This window comes from Pseudomonas sp. B5(2017) (assembly GCF_002112825.1).
Classification (GTDB): domain Bacteria; phylum Pseudomonadota; class Gammaproteobacteria; order Pseudomonadales; family Pseudomonadaceae; genus Aquipseudomonas; species Aquipseudomonas putida_Z.
Genome location: NZ_NEIR01000006.1, coordinates 251,317 through 267,924, shown reverse-complemented (window position 1 = coordinate 267,924; position 16,608 = coordinate 251,317). Strand labels below are relative to the sequence as shown.

Annotated in this window: 15 protein-coding genes; 4 read left to right on the top strand and 11 right to left on the bottom strand. The window is 62.0% G+C overall.

Annotated elements, in window-relative coordinates; genetic code table 11:
* Positions 1–110: 110 nt before the first annotated feature.
* Complete coding sequence (locus CAG00_RS27905; protein WP_139832762.1) at positions 111–311, bottom strand: hypothetical protein; 201 nt, start codon at positions 309–311, stop codon at positions 111–113.
* A 527-nt stretch (positions 312–838) separates the two neighbouring features.
* On the opposite strand from CAG00_RS27905, the gene CAG00_RS11650 reads away from it, so the two are divergent.
* Positions 839–1,294, top strand: coding sequence for a transposase (locus CAG00_RS11650; protein ID WP_085664314.1), 456 nt, complete (start codon positions 839–841; stop codon positions 1,292–1,294).
* Positions 1,295–1,399: 105 nt separating this feature from the next.
* Here the strand turns inward: CAG00_RS11650 and CAG00_RS11645 are convergent, their stop codons facing one another.
* The 7 genes from CAG00_RS11645 to CAG00_RS11615 form a co-directional block, all read right to left on the bottom strand.
* Positions 1,400–2,293 (bottom strand): ABC transporter permease subunit, encoded by an 894-nt coding sequence (locus CAG00_RS11645; RefSeq protein WP_003258560.1) that lies wholly within the window; start codon positions 2,291–2,293, stop codon positions 1,400–1,402.
* Complete coding sequence (locus tag CAG00_RS11640) at positions 2,290–3,210, bottom strand: ABC transporter permease subunit (protein WP_013974703.1); 921 nt, start codon at positions 3,208–3,210, stop codon at positions 2,290–2,292. Before CAG00_RS11640 ends, CAG00_RS11645 begins: the two co-directional genes overlap by 4 nt.
* A complete protein-coding gene (potA, locus tag CAG00_RS11635; RefSeq protein WP_013974704.1) occupies positions 3,207–4,349 on the bottom strand; it encodes a polyamine ABC transporter ATP-binding protein in 1,143 nt (380 codons plus the stop codon). Before potA ends, CAG00_RS11640 begins: the two co-directional genes overlap by 4 nt.
* A gap of 71 nt (positions 4,350–4,420) precedes the next feature.
* Positions 4,421–5,515, bottom strand: coding sequence for a polyamine ABC transporter substrate-binding protein (locus tag CAG00_RS11630; protein WP_085664313.1), 1,095 nt, complete (start codon positions 5,513–5,515; stop codon positions 4,421–4,423).
* A gap of 158 nt (positions 5,516–5,673) precedes the next feature.
* On the bottom strand, positions 5,674–6,771 hold the full coding sequence (locus tag CAG00_RS11625; RefSeq protein ID WP_025341036.1) for a polyamine ABC transporter substrate-binding protein: 1,098 nt from the start codon (positions 6,769–6,771) through the stop codon (positions 5,674–5,676).
* 170 nt (positions 6,772–6,941) lie between these two features.
* Entirely contained in the window at positions 6,942–8,303 is a 1,362-nt protein-coding gene (locus CAG00_RS11620) for an aspartate aminotransferase family protein (RefSeq protein ID WP_085615866.1), read from the bottom strand.
* Positions 8,304–8,349: 46 nt separating this feature from the next.
* Positions 8,350–9,708, bottom strand: a complete 1,359-nt coding sequence (locus CAG00_RS11615; RefSeq protein WP_013974708.1) for a glutamine synthetase family protein — start codon at positions 9,706–9,708, stop codon at positions 8,350–8,352.
* A 41-nt stretch (positions 9,709–9,749) separates the two neighbouring features.
* Between CAG00_RS11615 and CAG00_RS11610 the strand changes: the two genes are divergently transcribed.
* Together CAG00_RS11610 and CAG00_RS11605 are read left to right on the top strand one after the other, a co-directional pair.
* On the top strand, positions 9,750–10,010 hold the full coding sequence (locus CAG00_RS11610; protein ID WP_085664312.1) for a hypothetical protein: 261 nt from the start codon (positions 9,750–9,752) through the stop codon (positions 10,008–10,010).
* Between the two features lie 272 nt (positions 10,011–10,282).
* Positions 10,283–11,659, top strand: coding sequence for a glutamine synthetase family protein (locus tag CAG00_RS11605; RefSeq protein ID WP_003259348.1), 1,377 nt, complete (start codon positions 10,283–10,285; stop codon positions 11,657–11,659).
* Positions 11,660–11,810: 151 nt separating this feature from the next.
* On the opposite strand, the gene argA is transcribed toward CAG00_RS11605, so the two are convergent.
* Both argA and argE read right to left on the bottom strand, forming a co-directional pair.
* Positions 11,811–13,109, bottom strand: a complete 1,299-nt coding sequence (argA, locus tag CAG00_RS11600) for an amino-acid N-acetyltransferase (protein ID WP_013974710.1) — start codon at positions 13,107–13,109, stop codon at positions 11,811–11,813.
* Positions 13,110–13,233: 124 nt separating this feature from the next.
* The gene (gene argE / locus CAG00_RS11595) at positions 13,234–14,376 is read right to left on the bottom strand and encodes an acetylornithine deacetylase (protein WP_085664311.1); all 1,143 of its coding nucleotides are present in this window, start codon (positions 14,374–14,376) and stop codon (positions 13,234–13,236) included.
* 220 nt (positions 14,377–14,596) lie between these two features.
* Here argE and CAG00_RS11590 point away from each other — a divergent pair, with 220 nt between their 5' ends.
* A complete protein-coding gene (locus CAG00_RS11590) occupies positions 14,597–15,964 on the top strand; it encodes a CYTH domain-containing protein (protein WP_003259352.1) in 1,368 nt (455 codons plus the stop codon).
* A gap of 171 nt (positions 15,965–16,135) precedes the next feature.
* Here the strand turns inward: CAG00_RS11590 and CAG00_RS11585 are convergent, their stop codons facing one another.
* On the bottom strand, positions 16,136–16,606 hold the full coding sequence (locus CAG00_RS11585) for an Lrp/AsnC family transcriptional regulator (protein WP_015272225.1): 471 nt from the start codon (positions 16,604–16,606) through the stop codon (positions 16,136–16,138).
* Positions 16,607–16,608: the final 2 nt, after the last annotated feature.

Below are 16,608 nucleotides of genomic sequence, written 5' to 3'. Positions count from 1 at the left end.
CTGCGCGGGCCTCTTCGCGGGTGAACCCGCTCCCACAGGTATTGCGCAAACCCTGAAGGCTGCACATGACCCTGTGGGAGCGGGTTTACCCGCGAAAGGGCCGGTACAGGTCAGAGCTGAACTGAAGCCTTGTTCAGTCCCAGTTCGATGTCATCGATCAGTGCTTTGGCAAAGCCACTGAGAATTCTCGCGGCACTACCGGAGAAGGCATGGTTGAAGGGGATATTGGCCTGGACGCGGAAAAGGTCCATGCAGGTTTCTTTACCGACGGTGCTGCTGTTTTTTGGGTGATTTGGAACGTGCGTTGTCATGGTCGGGATCCAATGTCGTTTATGGAACCGCCAGCTCATCTTTCTCACGGATAAGGGGTGGCAGCCGTACGCGGGGTGAGAAAACCGAGGACATTGAACCCGGCCAGGCCGAGGCCTGCCCACGCAAGGCCGCCATGACAGGAAGCCTGTTCAACATCGAGCGGGTTTCTCACACCCGGTCACCTTGATTGGCGACTCAACGACGTTATCCCTGGGGCATTTCCCCAGCAACAGAGCAGCTTCCACACGGCTCGTAGGATAATTCCCAAGCCGATTCAACTGAAGCCTTTGGTTTGAGTTGATGAAAAGTCGTACGCCTTGCGGGCCTCTTCGCGGGTGAACCCGCTCCCACAGGGTTATGTGCAGCCTTCAGGACCTGTGCAATACCTGTGGGAGCGGGTTTACCCGCGAATGGGCCGGTACTGCCATCCGCAAGTCTCTGCCATATCCAGAAACCATGATCTACACAGCACCTGCATCTCAGCCACTACCTTTGAAAAGTCACCTGCTTTTCAAGGAAGAAGCCAATGTCGCGAGCCCAGTCTCACCTGCTTCGCCGTGGTCGCTATTCAGAACTTGGCCGGCTCTATCTGCTGACCACCGTCACCCACCAGCGCAAGCCGCTGTTCCATGATTTCCACCATGCCCGGCTGGTCATTCACCAACTGCGACAATCAGACCAGGAACATGCCTGCCGATCATTGGCCTGGGTGCTGATGCCGGACCATCTGCATTGGCTGATCGAGTTGAAAGGTACGACGTTGGGCACCTTGATGCGCAGGTTCAAGTCCAGGTCCAGTCTGGTTTTGCATCAGGCGGGGGTTGAGCATGATCCGGTATGGCAGCCTGGGTATCAGGACCGGGCACTGCGGCGGGAGGAGAGCATGGTGCATGTTGCCAGATACATTGTCGCCGACCCCTTGCGGGCTGGCCTGGTCAGAAGTGTCAGGGACTATCCACATTGGGATGCAGTCTGGCTTTAAATTAGAGTTGAGGCATTCGCGGGTAAACCCGCTCCCACAGGGATTAACACAGGCCCGAGGCAGTGATATTCCTGTGGGAGCGGGTTCACCCGCGAAGAGGCCAGATCAGGCCGACGCCGCAACCTGCGCCGGGCGCTTCACCTGTGGCTGCGAAGCATTCGCTGCAGCGCCCTCTTCGATCGCCTGCTGTATCGCCTTGCGACGGCGCTCTTCGGCCTGGCGGCTGAAGTACCAGACGAAGAAGGTCACCAGCGACACCGACAGCAGGATCAGGCTTGCCACGGCGTTGATCTCCGGCTTCACGCCCAGGCGCACCGCCGAGAACACTTCCATCGGCAAGGTGGTCGAACCAGGGCCTGACACGAAGCTGGCCAGTACCAGATCATCCAGCGACAGGGCGAACGACATCATGCCGCCCGCCGCCAGCGACGGCGCGATCATCGGGATGGTGATCAGGAAGAACACCTTCCACGGCTTGGCACCCAGGTCCATCGCCGCTTCCTCGATCGAAAGGTCCAGCTCACGCAGGCGTGCCGACACCACCACCGCCACATACGCGGCACAGAACGTGGTATGGGCGATCCAGATGGTGACGATGCCGCGCTCCTGCGGCCAGCCAATCATCTGCGCCATGGCCACGAACAGCAGCAACAGCGACAGGCCGGTGATCACCTCGGGCATTACCAGCGGCGCGGTGACCAGGCCACCGAACAGCGTGCGGCCCTTGAAGCGGGTAACCCGGGTCAGCACGAACGCCGCCAAGGTACCCAGCGCCACGGCTGCCACCGCCGTGTAGCAGGCGATTTCCAGCGAACGCATCACCGAACCCATCAACTGGGTGTTGTCGAGCAGGCCGACGTACCACTTCACCGACCAGCCACCCCATACCGTCACCAGCTTGGAGGCGTTGAACGAGTAGATCACCAGGATCAACATCGGCAGGTAGATGAACAGCAAGCCGAGCACCAGCATCAGCTTGGAGAAACTGAAGCGCTTCATGCCCTGCCCTCCATTTCTTTGGCCTGGCTGCGGTTGAACAGCAGGATCGGCACGATCAGGATCGCCAGCATCACCACCGCCAGCGCAGAGGCCACCGGCCAGTCACGGTTGTTGAAGAACTCTTGCCACAGCACCTTGCCGATCATCAGGGTTTCCGGGCCGCCAAGCAGTTCAGGGATCACGAACTCGCCCACCACCGGGATGAACACCAGCATGCAGCCGGCGATGATGCCGTTCTTCGACAGTGGCACGGTGATCTTCCAGAAGCTGTTGAAGGTGCTCGAACCCAGGTCCGAAGCGGCCTCGAGCAGGCTCGGGTCGTGCTTCACCAGGTTGGCGAACAGCGGCAGGATCATGAACGGCAGGTACGAATAGACCACGCCGATGTACACCGCCAGGTTGGTGTTGAGGATCTGCAGCGGCTGGTCGATCAACCCGGTCCACAGCAGGAAGCCGTTGAGCAGGCCGTTGTTGCTGAGAATACCCATCCAGGCATAGACGCGGATCAGGATCGCGGTCCAGGTCGGCATCATGATCAGCAACAGCAGGACCGTCTGGGTTTCCTTCTTGGCGTTGGCAATGGCATAGGCCATCGGGTAGCCGATCAGCAGGCACAACAGGGTGCTGAAGAAGGCCATCTTCAGCGAGCCCAGGTAGGCCGAGATATACAGCTCATCCTCGGTCAACAGGCCATAGTTGGCCAGGTTGAGCACCAGCTGCAGCTTGTCTTCGACGTAGCTGTAGATCTCGGTATACGGCGGGATCGCCACGTCGGCTTCGGCGAAGCTGATCTTCAGCACGATGAAGAACGGCAGCATGAAGAACAGGAACAGCCAGATGAACGGCACGCCGATCACCAGGTGCCGCCCCTCCGGGGTAATACGCTGGAAGGCTCGCTTGAGCTTGCGCAGCTTCATGACCGCAGTACCACGCCGCTGTCGTCTTCCCACCACACGTACACTTCATCGCCCCAGGTCGGGCGGGTGCCCTGGCGCTCGGCGTTGGCGACGAACGACTGGACGACCTTGCCGCTCGGCAACTCGACGTAGAACACCGAATGGCCACCCAGGTAGGCAATGTCGTGAACCTTGCCGCGCGACCAGTTGTGCTCGCAGGTCGGTTGCTGGGTGGTGACCAGCATCTTTTCCGGGCGCAGGGCATAGGTGATGTGCTTGTCTTCCACCGACGTGGTGATGCCGTGGCCGACATAGATCTTGCGCTCCAGCTCCGGGCTGGCAATGATCGCGTGGCCTTCGGCGTCGTCGACCACTTCACCTTCGAACAGGTTGACGTTGCCGATGAACTCGCACACCAGGCGGCTGGTAGGCGTCTCGTAGATGTCCACCGGCGAACCGATCTGGGCGATCCAGCCCAGGTGCATGATGGCGATGCGCTGGGCCATGGTCATGGCCTCTTCCTGGTCGTGGGTCACCATCACGCAGGTCACGCCCACACGCTCGATGATCTCCACCAGTTCCAGCTGCATCTGCGAACGCAGTTTCTTGTCCAGTGCGCCCATCGGTTCGTCGAGCAGCAGCAGCTTGGGGCGCTTGGCCAGCGAGCGGGCCAGGGCCACGCGCTGGCGCTGGCCGCCGGACAGCTGGTGCGGCTTGCGCTTGGCGTACTGGGTCATGTGCACCAGCTTGAGCATCTCGGCCACGCGGGCGTCGATTTCGGCCTTGGGCATCTTGTCCTGCTGCAGGCCGAAGGCGATGTTCTGCGCCACGGTCATGTGCGGGAACAGCGCGTAGGACTGGAACATCATGTTGATCGGCCGCTCGTAGGGCGGCATGTCGGTGATGTCGACGCCATCGAGGAAGATCCGCCCTTCGGTCGGGCGTTCGAAGCCGGCCAGCATGCGCAGCAAGGTGGACTTGCCGGAACCGGAGCCACCCAGCAGGGCGAAGATCTCGCCCTTGCGGATTTCCAGGGACACATCGTCCACGGCTACCGTTTCGTCGAACTTTTTCGTGACCCGGTCGATCTTGACCAGCACCTGCTTGGGTTGCTGGCCACCCTCGAGGGCTTTTTTATAGGCACCGGAGGCAACTGCCATGAGTGAAACTCCCAACAAGATTTTTGTGCCCGCGAGCCCTGTTCTACAGGTGCCGCCACGGGCCTGGATTTTTACTTGCCCGACTTGACCTTGGTCCAGCTACGGGTCATCAGCCGTTGCACCTTGGGTGGCAACTCTGAGTTCACGAACATCTTGTCCAGCACTTCCTGCGGTGGGTAAACCGCGGCGTCAGTCCTCACGGCCTGGTCCATCAGGTCGCCAGCCTTGGGGTTCGGGTTGGCGTAACCGACGTAATCACTGACCTGGGCGATAACCTCAGGCTTCAGCAAATAGTTGATGAAGGCATGCGCCTCTTTGACGTTCTTGGCGTCCTTGGGGATCGCCAGCACGTCGAACCAGAGGTTGCCGCCTTCCTTGGGAATGGCGTAGGCCAGGTTCACGCCCTTCTTCGCTTCTTCGGCGCGGGCCTTGGCCTGGAACACATCACCCGAGAAACCTGCCGCGACGCAGATGTCGCCGTTGGCCAGGTCGGTGATGTACTTGGACGAGTGGAAGTAGGTCACGTACGGGCGTACCGCCAGCAGTTTCTTCTCGACGGCCTGGTAGTCCTTGGCATTGGTGCTGTTGGGGTCCAGCCCCATGTAGTTGAGCACCGCCGGCAGCATTTCGTCCGCCGAGTCGAGGAAGGCCACGCCGCACTTGGCGAGCTTCTTCATGTTCTCGGGCTCGAACAGCACCGCCCAGGAGTCGATGGTGTCCACGCCCAGCGCGGCCTTCACCTTGTCGACGTTGTAACCGATGCCGTTGGTGCCCCACAGGTAAGGCACGGCGTACTGGTTGCCCGGGTCGTTCTTTTCCAGGCGTTTCATCAACGCCGGGTCCAGGTTGGAATAATTGGGCAGCAGGTTCTTGTCGAGCTTCTGGAACGCGCCCGCCTTGATCTGCTTGCCGAGGAAATGGTTGGATGGCACTACCACGTCATAGCCGGTGTTGCCGGCCAGCAGCTTGCCTTCCAGGGTTTCGTTGGAGTCGAACACGTCTTGCACGGGCTTGATGCCCGTGGCTTTCTCGAAGTCCGCGAGTGTGGTCGGGCCGACGTAGTCGGACCAGTTGTAGAAGTGCACCGTAGGCGCCGCTTGGACGCTGCATGCCAGCGTCAGGCCCGCTCCAGCCATCAAGGCCTTGCGGAATACAGAAATGGACAAGTGGGTGGTCCTCACAATCAGTGCCTGGGTAGCGACAATGCTGCCGCACACGCAAAACCGGCGCGCAACTTACCTTCGCAGCTTCGATGCCGCAATCATCAATTGCCTTTCACTGGCTCTGGGCCGGGATTCCCCGGCCCAGAGGTACCGCATCGGGCTTATTTGCCCGACTTGATCTTGGTCCAGCTGCGGGTGATCACACGCTGGGCAGACGCTTCAGGCGCAGCGATCGCGTACAGCTGCTTCTTCACTTCAGCTGGCGGATAGATGCTCGGATCGCTGGTGATTTCCTTGTCCACGAACTGGGTGGCGGCAGCGTTGCCGTTCGGGAAGCGCACGGCGTTGGTGATCTCGGCCATGATTTCCGGCTGCATCAGGAAGTTCATGAACTGGTAGGCGGCGTCTTTATGCTCGGCATCCTTGGGGATGGCGACCATGTCGTAGAAGGTACCGGCACCTTCCTTCGGAATGACGTAGTCCACCTTGACCTTGTCGCCGGCTTCGTGGGCACGGGCCTTGGACTGCTCCAGGTCACCCGAATAACCGACGGCTACGCAGATGTTGCCGTTGGCCATGTCGCCGATGTACTTGGACGAGTGGAAGTAGGTGATCGAAGGACGGATCTTGAGGAACAGGTCCTCGGCGGCCTTCAGGTCTTCCTTCTTGGTGCTGTTGCTCGGCAGGCCCAGGTAGTGCAGCGCAGCCGGCAGCATTTCGGTCGGGGCATCCAAGAAGCTCACGCCGCAGCTCTTGAGCTTGGCGATGTTCTCAGGCTTGAACACCACGTCCCACGAGTCGATCTTGTCCACGCCCAGCGCGGCCTTGACCTTCTCCGGGTTGTAGCCGATGCCGATCGAGCCCCACATGTAAGGGAAGGCGTGCTTGTTGTCCTTGTCGCTGGCATCGCCAACGGCCTTGAGCAGGTCTGGGTCGAGGTTCTTCCAGTTCGGCAGCTTGGAGCGGTCCAGTTCCTCGTACACGCCAGCCTTGATCTGCTTGGCCAGGAAGTTGTTCGAAGGCACGACGATGTCATAGCCCGACTTGCCTGCCAGCAGCTTGGCTTCGAGGGTTTCGTTGCTGTCGAAGACGTCGTACTTGACCTTGATGCCCGACTGTTTCTCGAACTTGGCGATGGTGTCCGGAGCGATGTAGTCCGACCAGTTGTAGACGTTCAACACCTTGTCTTCAGCCTGAACAGCGGTAGCCATGGCACCCATCAGGGCGGCGGCCAGCAACGTCTTGCCCATTTTATTCATGCGTAATGCTCCAGAATTTTTTATTTAGCCATCTGTTCAGCAGCCAGGACCTACGGTGCAGAGCGCGCGGCGACTGAAACAGTCGCTAGTCTGGCAAGTTACAAGGCTCTGTATCAAGGAAAGCAGGGCCTTGTAACGACTTAATGTCACATCGCTAGCCTAGCAAACTGTCAGCGGATCGCTTCGAGCGTCAGATCAAGGCATTTACGTGCCTTTTCCACCAGTTCGTCGATCTCTGCATGGCTGATCACCAGCGGCGGCGCAATGATCATGGTGTCACCCACCGCGCGCATGATCAGGCCGTTTTCGAAGCAGAAGGTGCGGCAGATCATGCCCACGCCCTTGCCCTCGTAACGGCTGCGGGCGGCCTTGTCCTTGACCAGCTCGATCGCGCCGAGCAGGCCCAGGCCGCGTACCTCGCCCACCAGAGGGTGGTCCTGCAGTTCACGCAAACGCTTTTGCAAATACGGTGCCGCTTCGCTGCGCGCCTTCTCGACGATTTTCTCGTCACGCAGGATGCGCAGGTTTTCCAGGCCCACGGCGGCCGCTACCGGGTGGCCGGAGTAGGTGAAGCCGTGGTTGAAGTCGCCGCCTTCGCTGAGTACCTGGGCCACGGTGTCACGCACGATCACACCGCCCATGGGGATGTAACCGGAAGTCAGGCCCTTGGCGATGGTCATCAGGTCGGGCTTGAGGTCGTAGTAGTCGGAGCCGAACCACTCGCCGGTACGGCCGAAACCGCAGATCACTTCGTCGGCGACGAACAGGATGTCGTACTTGGCGAGGATCTCCTTCACCTTCGGCCAGTAGGTTTCCGGCGGGATGATCACGCCGCCGGCGCCCTGGATCGGCTCGGCGATGAAGGCGGCGACATTGTCTTCGCCGACTTCGAGGATTTTCTTCTCCAGCTGCTCGGCCGCCCACACCCCGAACTCATCCGGGGTCATGTCGCCGCCTTCGCCGAACCAGTAAGGCTGCGGGATATGCACGATGCCCGGGATCGGCAGGCCGCCCTGCTCGTGCATGCCGCTCATGCCGCCCAGGCTGGCACCAGCCACGGTGGAGCCGTGGTAGCCGTTGATGCGGCCGATGATGGTCTGCTTCTGTGGCTTGCCTTTCAGCGCCCAGTAATGGCGGACCATGCGCAGCACGGTGTCGTTGCCTTCAGAGCCGGAGCCGGTGAAGAACACATGGGTCATGCCTTGCGGCGCCACGTCGGAGATTGCCTTGGCCAGTTCCAGCGCAGGCGGGTGGGCAGTCTGGAAGAACAGGTTGTAGTACGGCAGCTCGCGCATCTGCTTTTCTGCCGCCTGCACCAGTTCTTCACGGCCATAACCCACTGCCACGCACCACAGGCCAGCCATGCCGTCGAGGATCTTGTGCCCCTCGCTATCCCACAAATGCACACCCTGGGCCTTGGTGATGATGCGCGGCCCCTTCTCCTTCAGCTGCTTGTAGTCGCTGAAGGGCGCGAGGTGATGCTCCCCGCTCAGGGTTTGCCATTCACGGGTTTGCGGGTTGTTGACGCTCATGTGCTTCTCCGTTGTTCGACAGCCGCGTCCTGCGGCACCAAGTTGATCAGACAGCAAACAGCAGGAACTCACGCTCCCAGGAACTGATGACTCGCTTGAAGTTCTCGTGCTCGGCGCGCTTGGTGGCGACGTAGCCGGTGATGAACTTCTTGCCCAGGTACTGCACCAGTGCACGGCTGTTTTCCATGCGCTCCAGGGCATCTTCGATGGTCAGTGGCAGGCGCAGGTTGCGGCGTTCGTAGCCACGGCCCTGCACCGGCGCGCTGGCGTCGATGCCTTCGACCATGCCGATGTAGCCACACAGCAGGCTGGCGGCGATGGCCAGGTAAGGGTTGGCGTCGGCGCCTGGCAGGCGGTTCTCGACCCGGCGGCTTTGTGGGCCGGCGTCCGGCACGCGCAGGCCGACGGTACGGTTTTCCTCGCCCCATTCCACGTTCACCGGCGCCGAGGTGTCGGGCAGGAAGCGGCGGAACGAGTTGACGTTGGGGGCAAACAGCGGCAATGCCTCGGGGATGAACTTCTGCAGGCCACCGATGTGGTGCAGGAACAGTTCGCTCATGCTGCCGTCGTCGTTGCTGAAGATGTTCTTGCCGGTAGCCACGTCGACCACGCTCTGGTGCAGGTGCATGGCACTGCCTGGCTCGCCGGTCATGGGCTTGGCCATGAAGGTGGCGGCCACATTGTGCTTGAGCGCGGCCTCGCGCATGGTGCGCTTGAACACCAGGATCTGGTCAGCCAGGTGCAGGGCGTTGCCATGACGGAAGTTGATCTCCATCTGCGCCGTGCCGTCTTCATGGATCAGCGTGTCGAGGTCCAGCTGCTGCAGTTCGCACCAGTCGTAGACGTCTTCGAACAGCGGGTCGAATTCGTTGGCGGCTTCGATCGAGAACGACTGGCGGCCGGTTTCCGGGCGGCCCGAACGGCCTACCGGGGGCTGCAGCGGGAAGTCCGGGTCTTCGCTGCGCTTGGTCAGGTAGAACTCCATCTCCGGCGCGACGATCGGCTGCCAGCCCTTGTCGGCATATAGCTTGAGGACTTTCTTCAGCACGTTGCGCGGCGACAGTTCGACCGGATTGCCCTTCTTGTCGTAGGTGTCGTGGATCACCTGGGCGGTCGGCTCGATGGCCCATGGCACCAGGAACACGGCGTTCTCGTCGGGGCGGCAGATCATGTCTATGTCCGCCGGGTCCAGCAGTTCGTAATAGATGTCGTCGTCGACGTAGTCGCCGGTCACGGTCTGTAGCAGCACGCTCTCGGGCAGGCGCATGCCTTTTTCGGCGATGAATTTGTTGGTAGGCGAAATCTTGCCGCGCGTGATGCCGGTCAGGTCACTGATCATGCATTCGACTTCGGTGATCTTGTGCTCTTTCAACCAATCGGTGAGCTGGTCGAGGTTGTTACTCATAAATACCTCAGGAGGTAAGGTGGTCCGCGCACTGATTCTGGATGGAGTACATTGCTAAAGCAAAAACCCCCGCGCAGAGCCACAGTGGATACACTGAAAACAGGTGCGTCCGTAATGAGTTCGAAGGGCAGGAAGACGAAACGAAAGGCGGCAAGCCGCTACGAGGGCAGGTCCGGGAGCGCCAAACGTCAATTATTGCGGCCAGGGCGGCCACGCCATTGACGAAGCTTGCAAAAATGACGGATGTACCCGATGGCACTGCGCAGGCAGTGCTTTCAGGTCTCGGCAAGCGGACCATGTGACCCTCGTATTATTGTGTTCTGGGTTGAGACCGAGCTTAGCCTTGTTCATTTTTTTACACAACACCTCCGTAAAAAATAAAACACGGTTGGTCGGAGATAGCCCTTTGCGCGGGAAATAGCGGATAATGGTTTGCCCCGAGATGCAGCAAATCTGCCGTCGATGTGCCATTTCAGGGCATCATGGGGTTGGCTTGACATCAGTTTGTCTTTTCGATTGACTGGTCTTGCAAGCCCCCCTTGATTGATATTTTTAACAACAAAGGTGTTGCATCATGTCGGTACCCCCGCGTGCCGTTCAGCTTAACGAAGCGAACGCGTTCCTTAAGGAACATCCTGAGGTTCTCTACGTTGACCTTCTGATTGCAGATATGAATGGTGTGGTGCGTGGCAAGCGCATAGAGCGCACCAGCCTCCACAAGGTTTACGAGAAAGGCATCAACCTGCCTGCCTCCCTCTTCGCCCTGGACATCAACGGCTCCACCGTTGAAAGCACCGGGCTGGGCCTGGACATCGGCGATGCTGACCGCATCTGCTATCCAATCCCTGACACCCTCTGTAACGAGCCGTGGCAAAAGCGCCCTACCGCTCAGCTGCTGATGACCATGCACGAGCTCGAAGGCGAGCCGTTCTTCGCCGACCCGCGTGAAGTGCTGCGTCAGGTGGTGAGCAAGTTCGACGAACTGGGCCTGACCATCTGCGCCGCGTTCGAGCTGGAGTTCTACCTGATCGACCAGGAGAACGTGAACGGCCGCCCGCAGCCGCCGCGCTCGCCAATTTCGGGCAAGCGCCCGCAGTCGACCCAGGTGTACCTGATCGACGACCTCGACGAATATGCCGACTGCCTGCAGGACATCCTGGAAGGCGCGAAGGAGCAAGGCATCCCGGCCGACGCCATCGTCAAGGAAAGCGCCCCGGCGCAGTTCGAAGTCAACCTGCACCACGTGGCCGACCCGCTCAAGGCCTGCGACTACGCGGTACTGCTCAAGCGGTTGATCAAGAACATCGCCTACGACCATGAAATGGACACCACCTTCATGGCCAAGCCCTACCCGGGCCAGGCAGGCAACGGCCTGCATGTACACATTTCCGTGCTGGACAAAGATGGCAACAACATCTTCACCAGCGAGGATCCCGAGCAGAACGCCGCGCTACGTCACGCTGTCGGCGGTGTGCTCGAGACCCTGCCCGCGTCCATGGCGTTCCTTTGCCCGAACGTCAACTCGTACCGCCGCTTCGGCGCGCAGTTCTATGTGCCGAACGCGCCAAGCTGGGGCCTGGACAACCGCACCGTGGCCCTGCGCGTGCCGACCGGTTCGCCGGACGCCGTGCGGATCGAGCACCGCGTGGCCGGTGCCGACGCCAACCCGTACCTGATGATGGCCGCCGTACTGGCCGGCGTGCACCATGGCCTGACCAACAAGGTCGAGCCGGGTGAGCCGATCGAAGGCAACTCGTACGAGCAGCTGGAGCAGAGCCTGCCCAACAACCTGCGCGATGCCCTGCGCGAGCTGGACGACAGCGAGATCCTGAACAAGTACATCGATCCGAAGTACATCGACATCTTCGTCGCGTGCAAGGAGAGCGAGCTGGAGGAGTTCGAGCACTCGATCTCCGACCTCGAGTACAACTGGTACCTGCATACCGTGTAAACAAAAACGCCGCCCACAAGGGCGGCGTTTTTGTTCGAGATCGGTGTCGCCTGCTTCGCGGGTAAACCCGCTCCCACAGGGACCGCGCCGGCCTCAGGTCCGGTGAAAATCCTGTGGGAGCGGGTTCACCCGCGAAGAGGCCAGTACAGGTTTACAAGGGCTTCTCGAAGATTTTCGAATTGCGCTGGTAGTTGTACAGCGAAGCCCGCGCCGCTGGCAGGCGCTCGACCCCGCTCGGCGCAAACCCGCGTTCGCGGAACCAGTGCGCGGTACGCGTCGTCAGCACGAACAGGGTGTTCAGCCCCAACTGCCGCGCCCGGCTTTCGATGCGCTCCAGCAACTCGTCGCCACGCCCGCCATGGCGGTACTCCGGGTTCACCGCCAGGCACGCCAGTTCGCCGGCGTCGGAGTCGGCAATCGGGTACAACGCCGCACAGGCGATGATCATGCCCTCGCGCTCGACCACGCTGAACTGCTCGATCTCCCGCTCCAGCACCTCACGCGAACGGCGCACCAGGATGCCCTGCTCTTCCAGCGGGCTGATCAGTTCCAGCAAGCCGCCCACGTCCTCGATGGTCGCCTCTCGCACCACTTCGAACTGCTCCTGCGACACCAGCGTACCGCCACCGCCACGGGTGAACAGCTCGGTCAGCAAGGCACCGTCCTCGGCATAGCTGACGATATGGCTGCGCGCCACGCCGCCTTTGCAGGCTTCGGCCGCGGCATCCAGCAATTCGCCCTGGTAATCGCTGCCCAGGCGCTGCAGATGCGGGGCAACCTGCTGCGGGCGCAACTCACGCACCAGCTTGCCATCGGCATCCAGCAGGCCCGGCTCGGCACCGAACAGCAGCAGCTTGTCGGCACCCAGTTCGATGGCGGCGCGGGTGGCCACGTCTTCGCAGGCCAGGTTGAAGATTTCACCCGTGGGCGAGTAGCCCAGCGGCGACAACAGCACGATGGAGCGCTCGTCGAGCAGGCGGCTGATGCCCTTGCGGTCGACCCGGCGCACTTCGCCGGTGTGGTGGTAGTCCACGCCTTCGAGCACGCCGATCGGCCGCGCCGTGACCAGGTTGCCGGACGCCACGCGCAGGCGCGAGCCCTGCATCGGCGAAGCGGCGATGTCCATCGACAGGCGTGCCTCGATGGCCAGGCGCAAGGCGCCGACGGCATCGATCACGCAATCCAGGGTGGCGGCATCGGTGATGCGCAGGCCACGGTGGTAGTGCGGGGTCAGGCCGCGATCAGCCAGGCGGCTTTCGATCTGCGGGCGCGAGCCATGCACCAGCACCAGGCGCACGCCCAGGCTGTGCAGCAGCACCAGGTCGTGGACGATGTTGCCGAAATTAGGGTGTTCCACCCCATCACCAGGGAGCATGACCACGAAGGTGCAGTCGCGATGGGCATTGATATACGGGGAGGCATGACGCAGCCAGTTGACGTAGTCGGGCATGACAGGGCCTGTGGATAAGTGGACGGAGAACGGCGATACAGGGGGCGTTCAGGATCATCGTCGGAACAGGCTTGCGGTCACGCGCGGTCTCCTCTAGGCAGGAACGAAACAGTTCGGTTGACGTTTAGTCCAGGCAATAGTGCCGGATCAGGTCACGCAATAGACGCACGGTAGGCTCGATTCGTGACATTTCCAGGTATTCGCCGGGCTGGTGGGCACAGGCGATGTCGCCGGGGCCCAGCACGATGGTCTGGCAACCCAGTTGCTGAAGATAAGGCGCTTCCGTGCCGAACGCCACCGCTTCGGCGCGATGGCCGGTCAGGCGCTCCGCCACTTGCACCAGCTCGGCGTCGGCGGCCTGCTCGAATGGCGGCACCTCCGGGAACAGCGGCGCATAGTCGATGCGCACCTCAAAACGCTCTGCCACCGGTACCAGCTTGCCGCGGATGGCTGCGCGCAGTTGCTCCACGTCCATGCCTGGCAGCGGGCGCAGGTCGAATTCCAGGGCGCACTGGCCGCAGATACGGTTGGGGTTGTCACCGCCGTGGATGCAGCCGAAGTTCATGGTCGGGGTCGGTACGGTGAATTGCGGGTTGCGGTAGGTTTGCTGCCATTGCTGGCGCAGGCCCATCAGCTCGCCCATCACTGCGTGCATGGCCTCCATGGCGCTGCGGCCCAGGCTTGGGTCCGAGGAGTGGCCGCTGCGCCCGAGGATGTCGATGCGGTCCATGAGGATGCCCTTGTGCATGCGGATCGGCCGCAGCCCGGTGGGCTCGCCGATCACCGCCGCACGGCCGAGTGGCTGGCCGGCCTCGGCCAGGGCGCGGGCACCGGACATGGAGCTTTCTTCGTCACAGGTGGCGAGGATCAGCAGCGGCTGCTTGAAATCGTGCTCCAGCAGTGGGATGACCGCCTCGATGACCAGGGCGAAGAAGCCCTTCATGTCGCAGCTGCCCAAGCCGACCCAGCGGCCATCGGTTTCGGTCAGCTTCAGCGGGTCGCTGGCCCACAGCTGTTCGTCATAGGGTACGGTGTCGCTGTGCCCCGCCAGCACCAGGCCCCCCGGGCCGGTGCCACGGCTGGCCAGCAGGTTGAACTTGCCGGGGCTGACCTGTTGGATGTCGCACCTGAAACCCAGGTCGCCCAGCCAGCCGGCCAGCAGGTCGATGACCTGGCGGTTGGACTGGTCCAGCGCAGGCTGGGTGCAACTGACCGAGGGCGCGGCGATCAGGGCGGCGAACTGGTCTTTCAGCGTCGGCAACGGCATGCGCGTACTCCTCGGAAGCGTTGCCCATCATAGCAATGCCGTCCAACCGTGTGGGCTTCTTCGCGGGTAAACCCGCTCCCACAGGGAAAGCGCTACACCTGAGGGCTACACAGTACCTGTGGGAGCGGGTTCACCCGCGAAGAAGGCCACCACGATCCAACAGACGAGAGCCGACTCCTGTAGACTGCTGGGCAACCACGCCCCCTCCTTCGAGCCTGTGATGCACAAAGAAACCGAACTCAAGCTCCGCGCCAGCCGCGAGACCCTTGCCGCCCTGCGCGAGCACCCTCTGCTGAAGAAGCGCAACAAGTCCGGCTGGCAGACCCGCGAACTGCTCAACCAGTACTTCGACACCCCCGAGCGCGAGCTCTCCGCCGCCCGTGTCGCCCTGCGCCTGCGCCGCGATGGCGAGGCCATCATCCAGACCCTCAAGTGCCGCGGCACCAGCGTGGCCGGCCTGTCCGAGCGCAACGAGCACGAATGGCAGCTGGACAAGGTCAAGCTCGACCTGAAGAAGCTCGACGACAGCTGCTGGCCCGCGCAACTGGCCAACCTGGACAAAAAGACCATCAAGCCGCTGTTCACCACCGACTTCAGCCGTGAATACGCCGAAATCGCCTGGGGCCGTGGCAAGAGCAAGGTGGTGATCGAGGCCGCGCTGGACCAGGGTTTCGTGATCGCCGGCAAGCGCAAGGAAGAAATCTGCGAGCTGGAACTGGAACTGCGTGAAGGCGAGCCGCAGGCACTGCTGGAACTGGCCGCCGAGCTGGCCGCCAGCCTGCCGCTGATGCCATGCGACATCAGCAAGGCCGAGCGTGGCTACCGCCTGCTGGAGCCGGACAGCTACGAGCTGGGCCTGCCGCACACCGAGCTGGAAGCCGAAATGGCCGTGGACGACGCCTACGCCGCACTGGCCTGGCAACTGCTGGGCAGCAGCCAGCGCCTGGCCGAGCAATACCGCCACAACGGCCACTGGCGCCTGCTGCAAGACTGGGTCGAGTGCCTGAGCGAGCTGCGTGCCATTACCGCCAGCCTGGGCCAGGCCGCGCCGCGCGCCACCACCCGCGACCTGCGCAGCAGCCTTGACGCCCTGCTCGAAGACTGGCGCCCGCTGGTGCAGGCTGGCAACGAAGACGAAGATATCCGCCGCGCCGCCCCCGAGCAGTTCGCCGAAGAGCTGGAGGACGTGCGCTGGGGCCAGTTCTCGCTGGAAACCTCGCGCTGGCTGCTGGCCCGTGCCTGGACCGTGGAGCGCAAAGGCCGTGGCGAGCGCCAGGGCAAGGCGCAGCTGGCAAGCTGGCTGGCGCACCTGCTGGGCGAAGAAGGCCGAGCGTTGAAACTGCCGCTGTACACCCAGCGTCCGGAAGACCTGGCCGAGCAACTGCCGCGTATCGAGCAGCTGCTGGCCTGGCTGCACCATGCCCGTCAGGTGCTGGAAGCGCCGCAGATGGACCGCCTGTATGGCGACCTGAAGAAGCTGCATGAGCTGGCTGAACAGCCGATCAGCGATGAAGTGCTGGAAGCGCGTATCGAACAGGCTCGGGCGGTGGATCAGAGCCGCGGCTGGAAACACCTGCTCAAGGCGTGAGCCCTTCTGAAGGCTGACGCAGCCTTTGTAGGAGCGGCCTTGTGTCGCGAAAGGGCCGCACAGCGGCCCCGGCAATATCTGCTTGGTGCACAAAGCCTGGGGGCGCTTCGCGCCCCTTTCGCGACACAAGGCCGCTCCTACAGGGACCGCGTCGGCGGGTCTGAAACGGTCTTACCGCGAAAGTGGCAGGCTGGTGGTGGACTTGATCTCCGACAGCGCCACGATCGAGTTCACCTCCTGTATCCCCGGCACGTTCGACAGTTTTTCGAAGAAGAACCGTTCATAAGCCTCGATATCCGGGGTGACGATGCGCAACAGAAAGTCCACCGACCCCATCAGCACATAACACTCCAGCACCTCCGGAAACCCGCGGATTGCGTCGGTGAACTCGGTGAAGTTGGAGCGCCCGTGGGCGTTCAGTTTCACCTCGGCGAATATCTGCGTGTTCAGGCCGACCTTCTTGCGGTCCAGCAAGGTCACCTGCCCGCGAATCACCCCCTCCTCCTTCAACCGCTGGATACGCCGCCAGCACGGCGATTGCGACAGCCCCACGCGTTCTGCGATCTGCGCGCTGGACAGAGAAGCGTCCTCCTGCAGCAGTTCGAGGATACGGCGGTCGTAGGCGTCCAGCTCGCTGTGCATCA

What these genes read in the sequence shown, in the direction of transcription:
- CAG00_RS11625 (WP_025341036.1), bottom strand. Translation starts at nt 6,771, where the DNA reads ATGAATAAAATGGGCAAGACGTTGCTGGCCGCCGCCCTGATGGGTGCC.
- CAG00_RS11640 (WP_013974703.1), bottom strand. Translation starts at nt 3,210, where the DNA reads ATGAAGCTGCGCAAGCTCAAGCGAGCCTTCCAGCGTATTACCCCGGAG.
- argA (WP_013974710.1), bottom strand. Translation starts at nt 13,109, where the DNA reads ATGCCCGACTACGTCAACTGGCTGCGTCATGCCTCCCCGTATATCAAT.
- CAG00_RS11605 (WP_003259348.1), top strand. Translation starts at nt 10,283, where the DNA reads ATGTCGGTACCCCCGCGTGCCGTTCAGCTTAACGAAGCGAACGCGTTC.
- CAG00_RS27905 (WP_139832762.1), bottom strand. Translation starts at nt 311, where the DNA reads ATGACAACGCACGTTCCAAATCACCCAAAAAACAGCAGCACCGTCGGT.
- CAG00_RS11620 (WP_085615866.1), bottom strand. Translation starts at nt 8,303, where the DNA reads ATGAGCGTCAACAACCCGCAAACCCGTGAATGGCAAACCCTGAGCGGG.
- CAG00_RS11610 (WP_085664312.1), top strand. Translation starts at nt 9,750, where the DNA reads ATGGAGTACATTGCTAAAGCAAAAACCCCCGCGCAGAGCCACAGTGGA.
- CAG00_RS11590 (WP_003259352.1), top strand. Translation starts at nt 14,597, where the DNA reads ATGCACAAAGAAACCGAACTCAAGCTCCGCGCCAGCCGCGAGACCCTT.
- argE (WP_085664311.1), bottom strand. Translation starts at nt 14,376, where the DNA reads ATGCCGTTGCCGACGCTGAAAGACCAGTTCGCCGCCCTGATCGCCGCG.
- CAG00_RS11650 (WP_085664314.1), top strand. Translation starts at nt 839, where the DNA reads ATGTCGCGAGCCCAGTCTCACCTGCTTCGCCGTGGTCGCTATTCAGAA.
- CAG00_RS11615 (WP_013974708.1), bottom strand. Translation starts at nt 9,708, where the DNA reads ATGAGTAACAACCTCGACCAGCTCACCGATTGGTTGAAAGAGCACAAG.
- CAG00_RS11645 (WP_003258560.1), bottom strand. Translation starts at nt 2,293, where the DNA reads ATGAAGCGCTTCAGTTTCTCCAAGCTGATGCTGGTGCTCGGCTTGCTG.
- potA (WP_013974704.1), bottom strand. Translation starts at nt 4,349, where the DNA reads ATGGCAGTTGCCTCCGGTGCCTATAAAAAAGCCCTCGAGGGTGGCCAG.
- CAG00_RS11585 (WP_015272225.1), bottom strand. Translation starts at nt 16,606, where the DNA reads ATGCACAGCGAGCTGGACGCCTACGACCGCCGTATCCTCGAACTGCTG.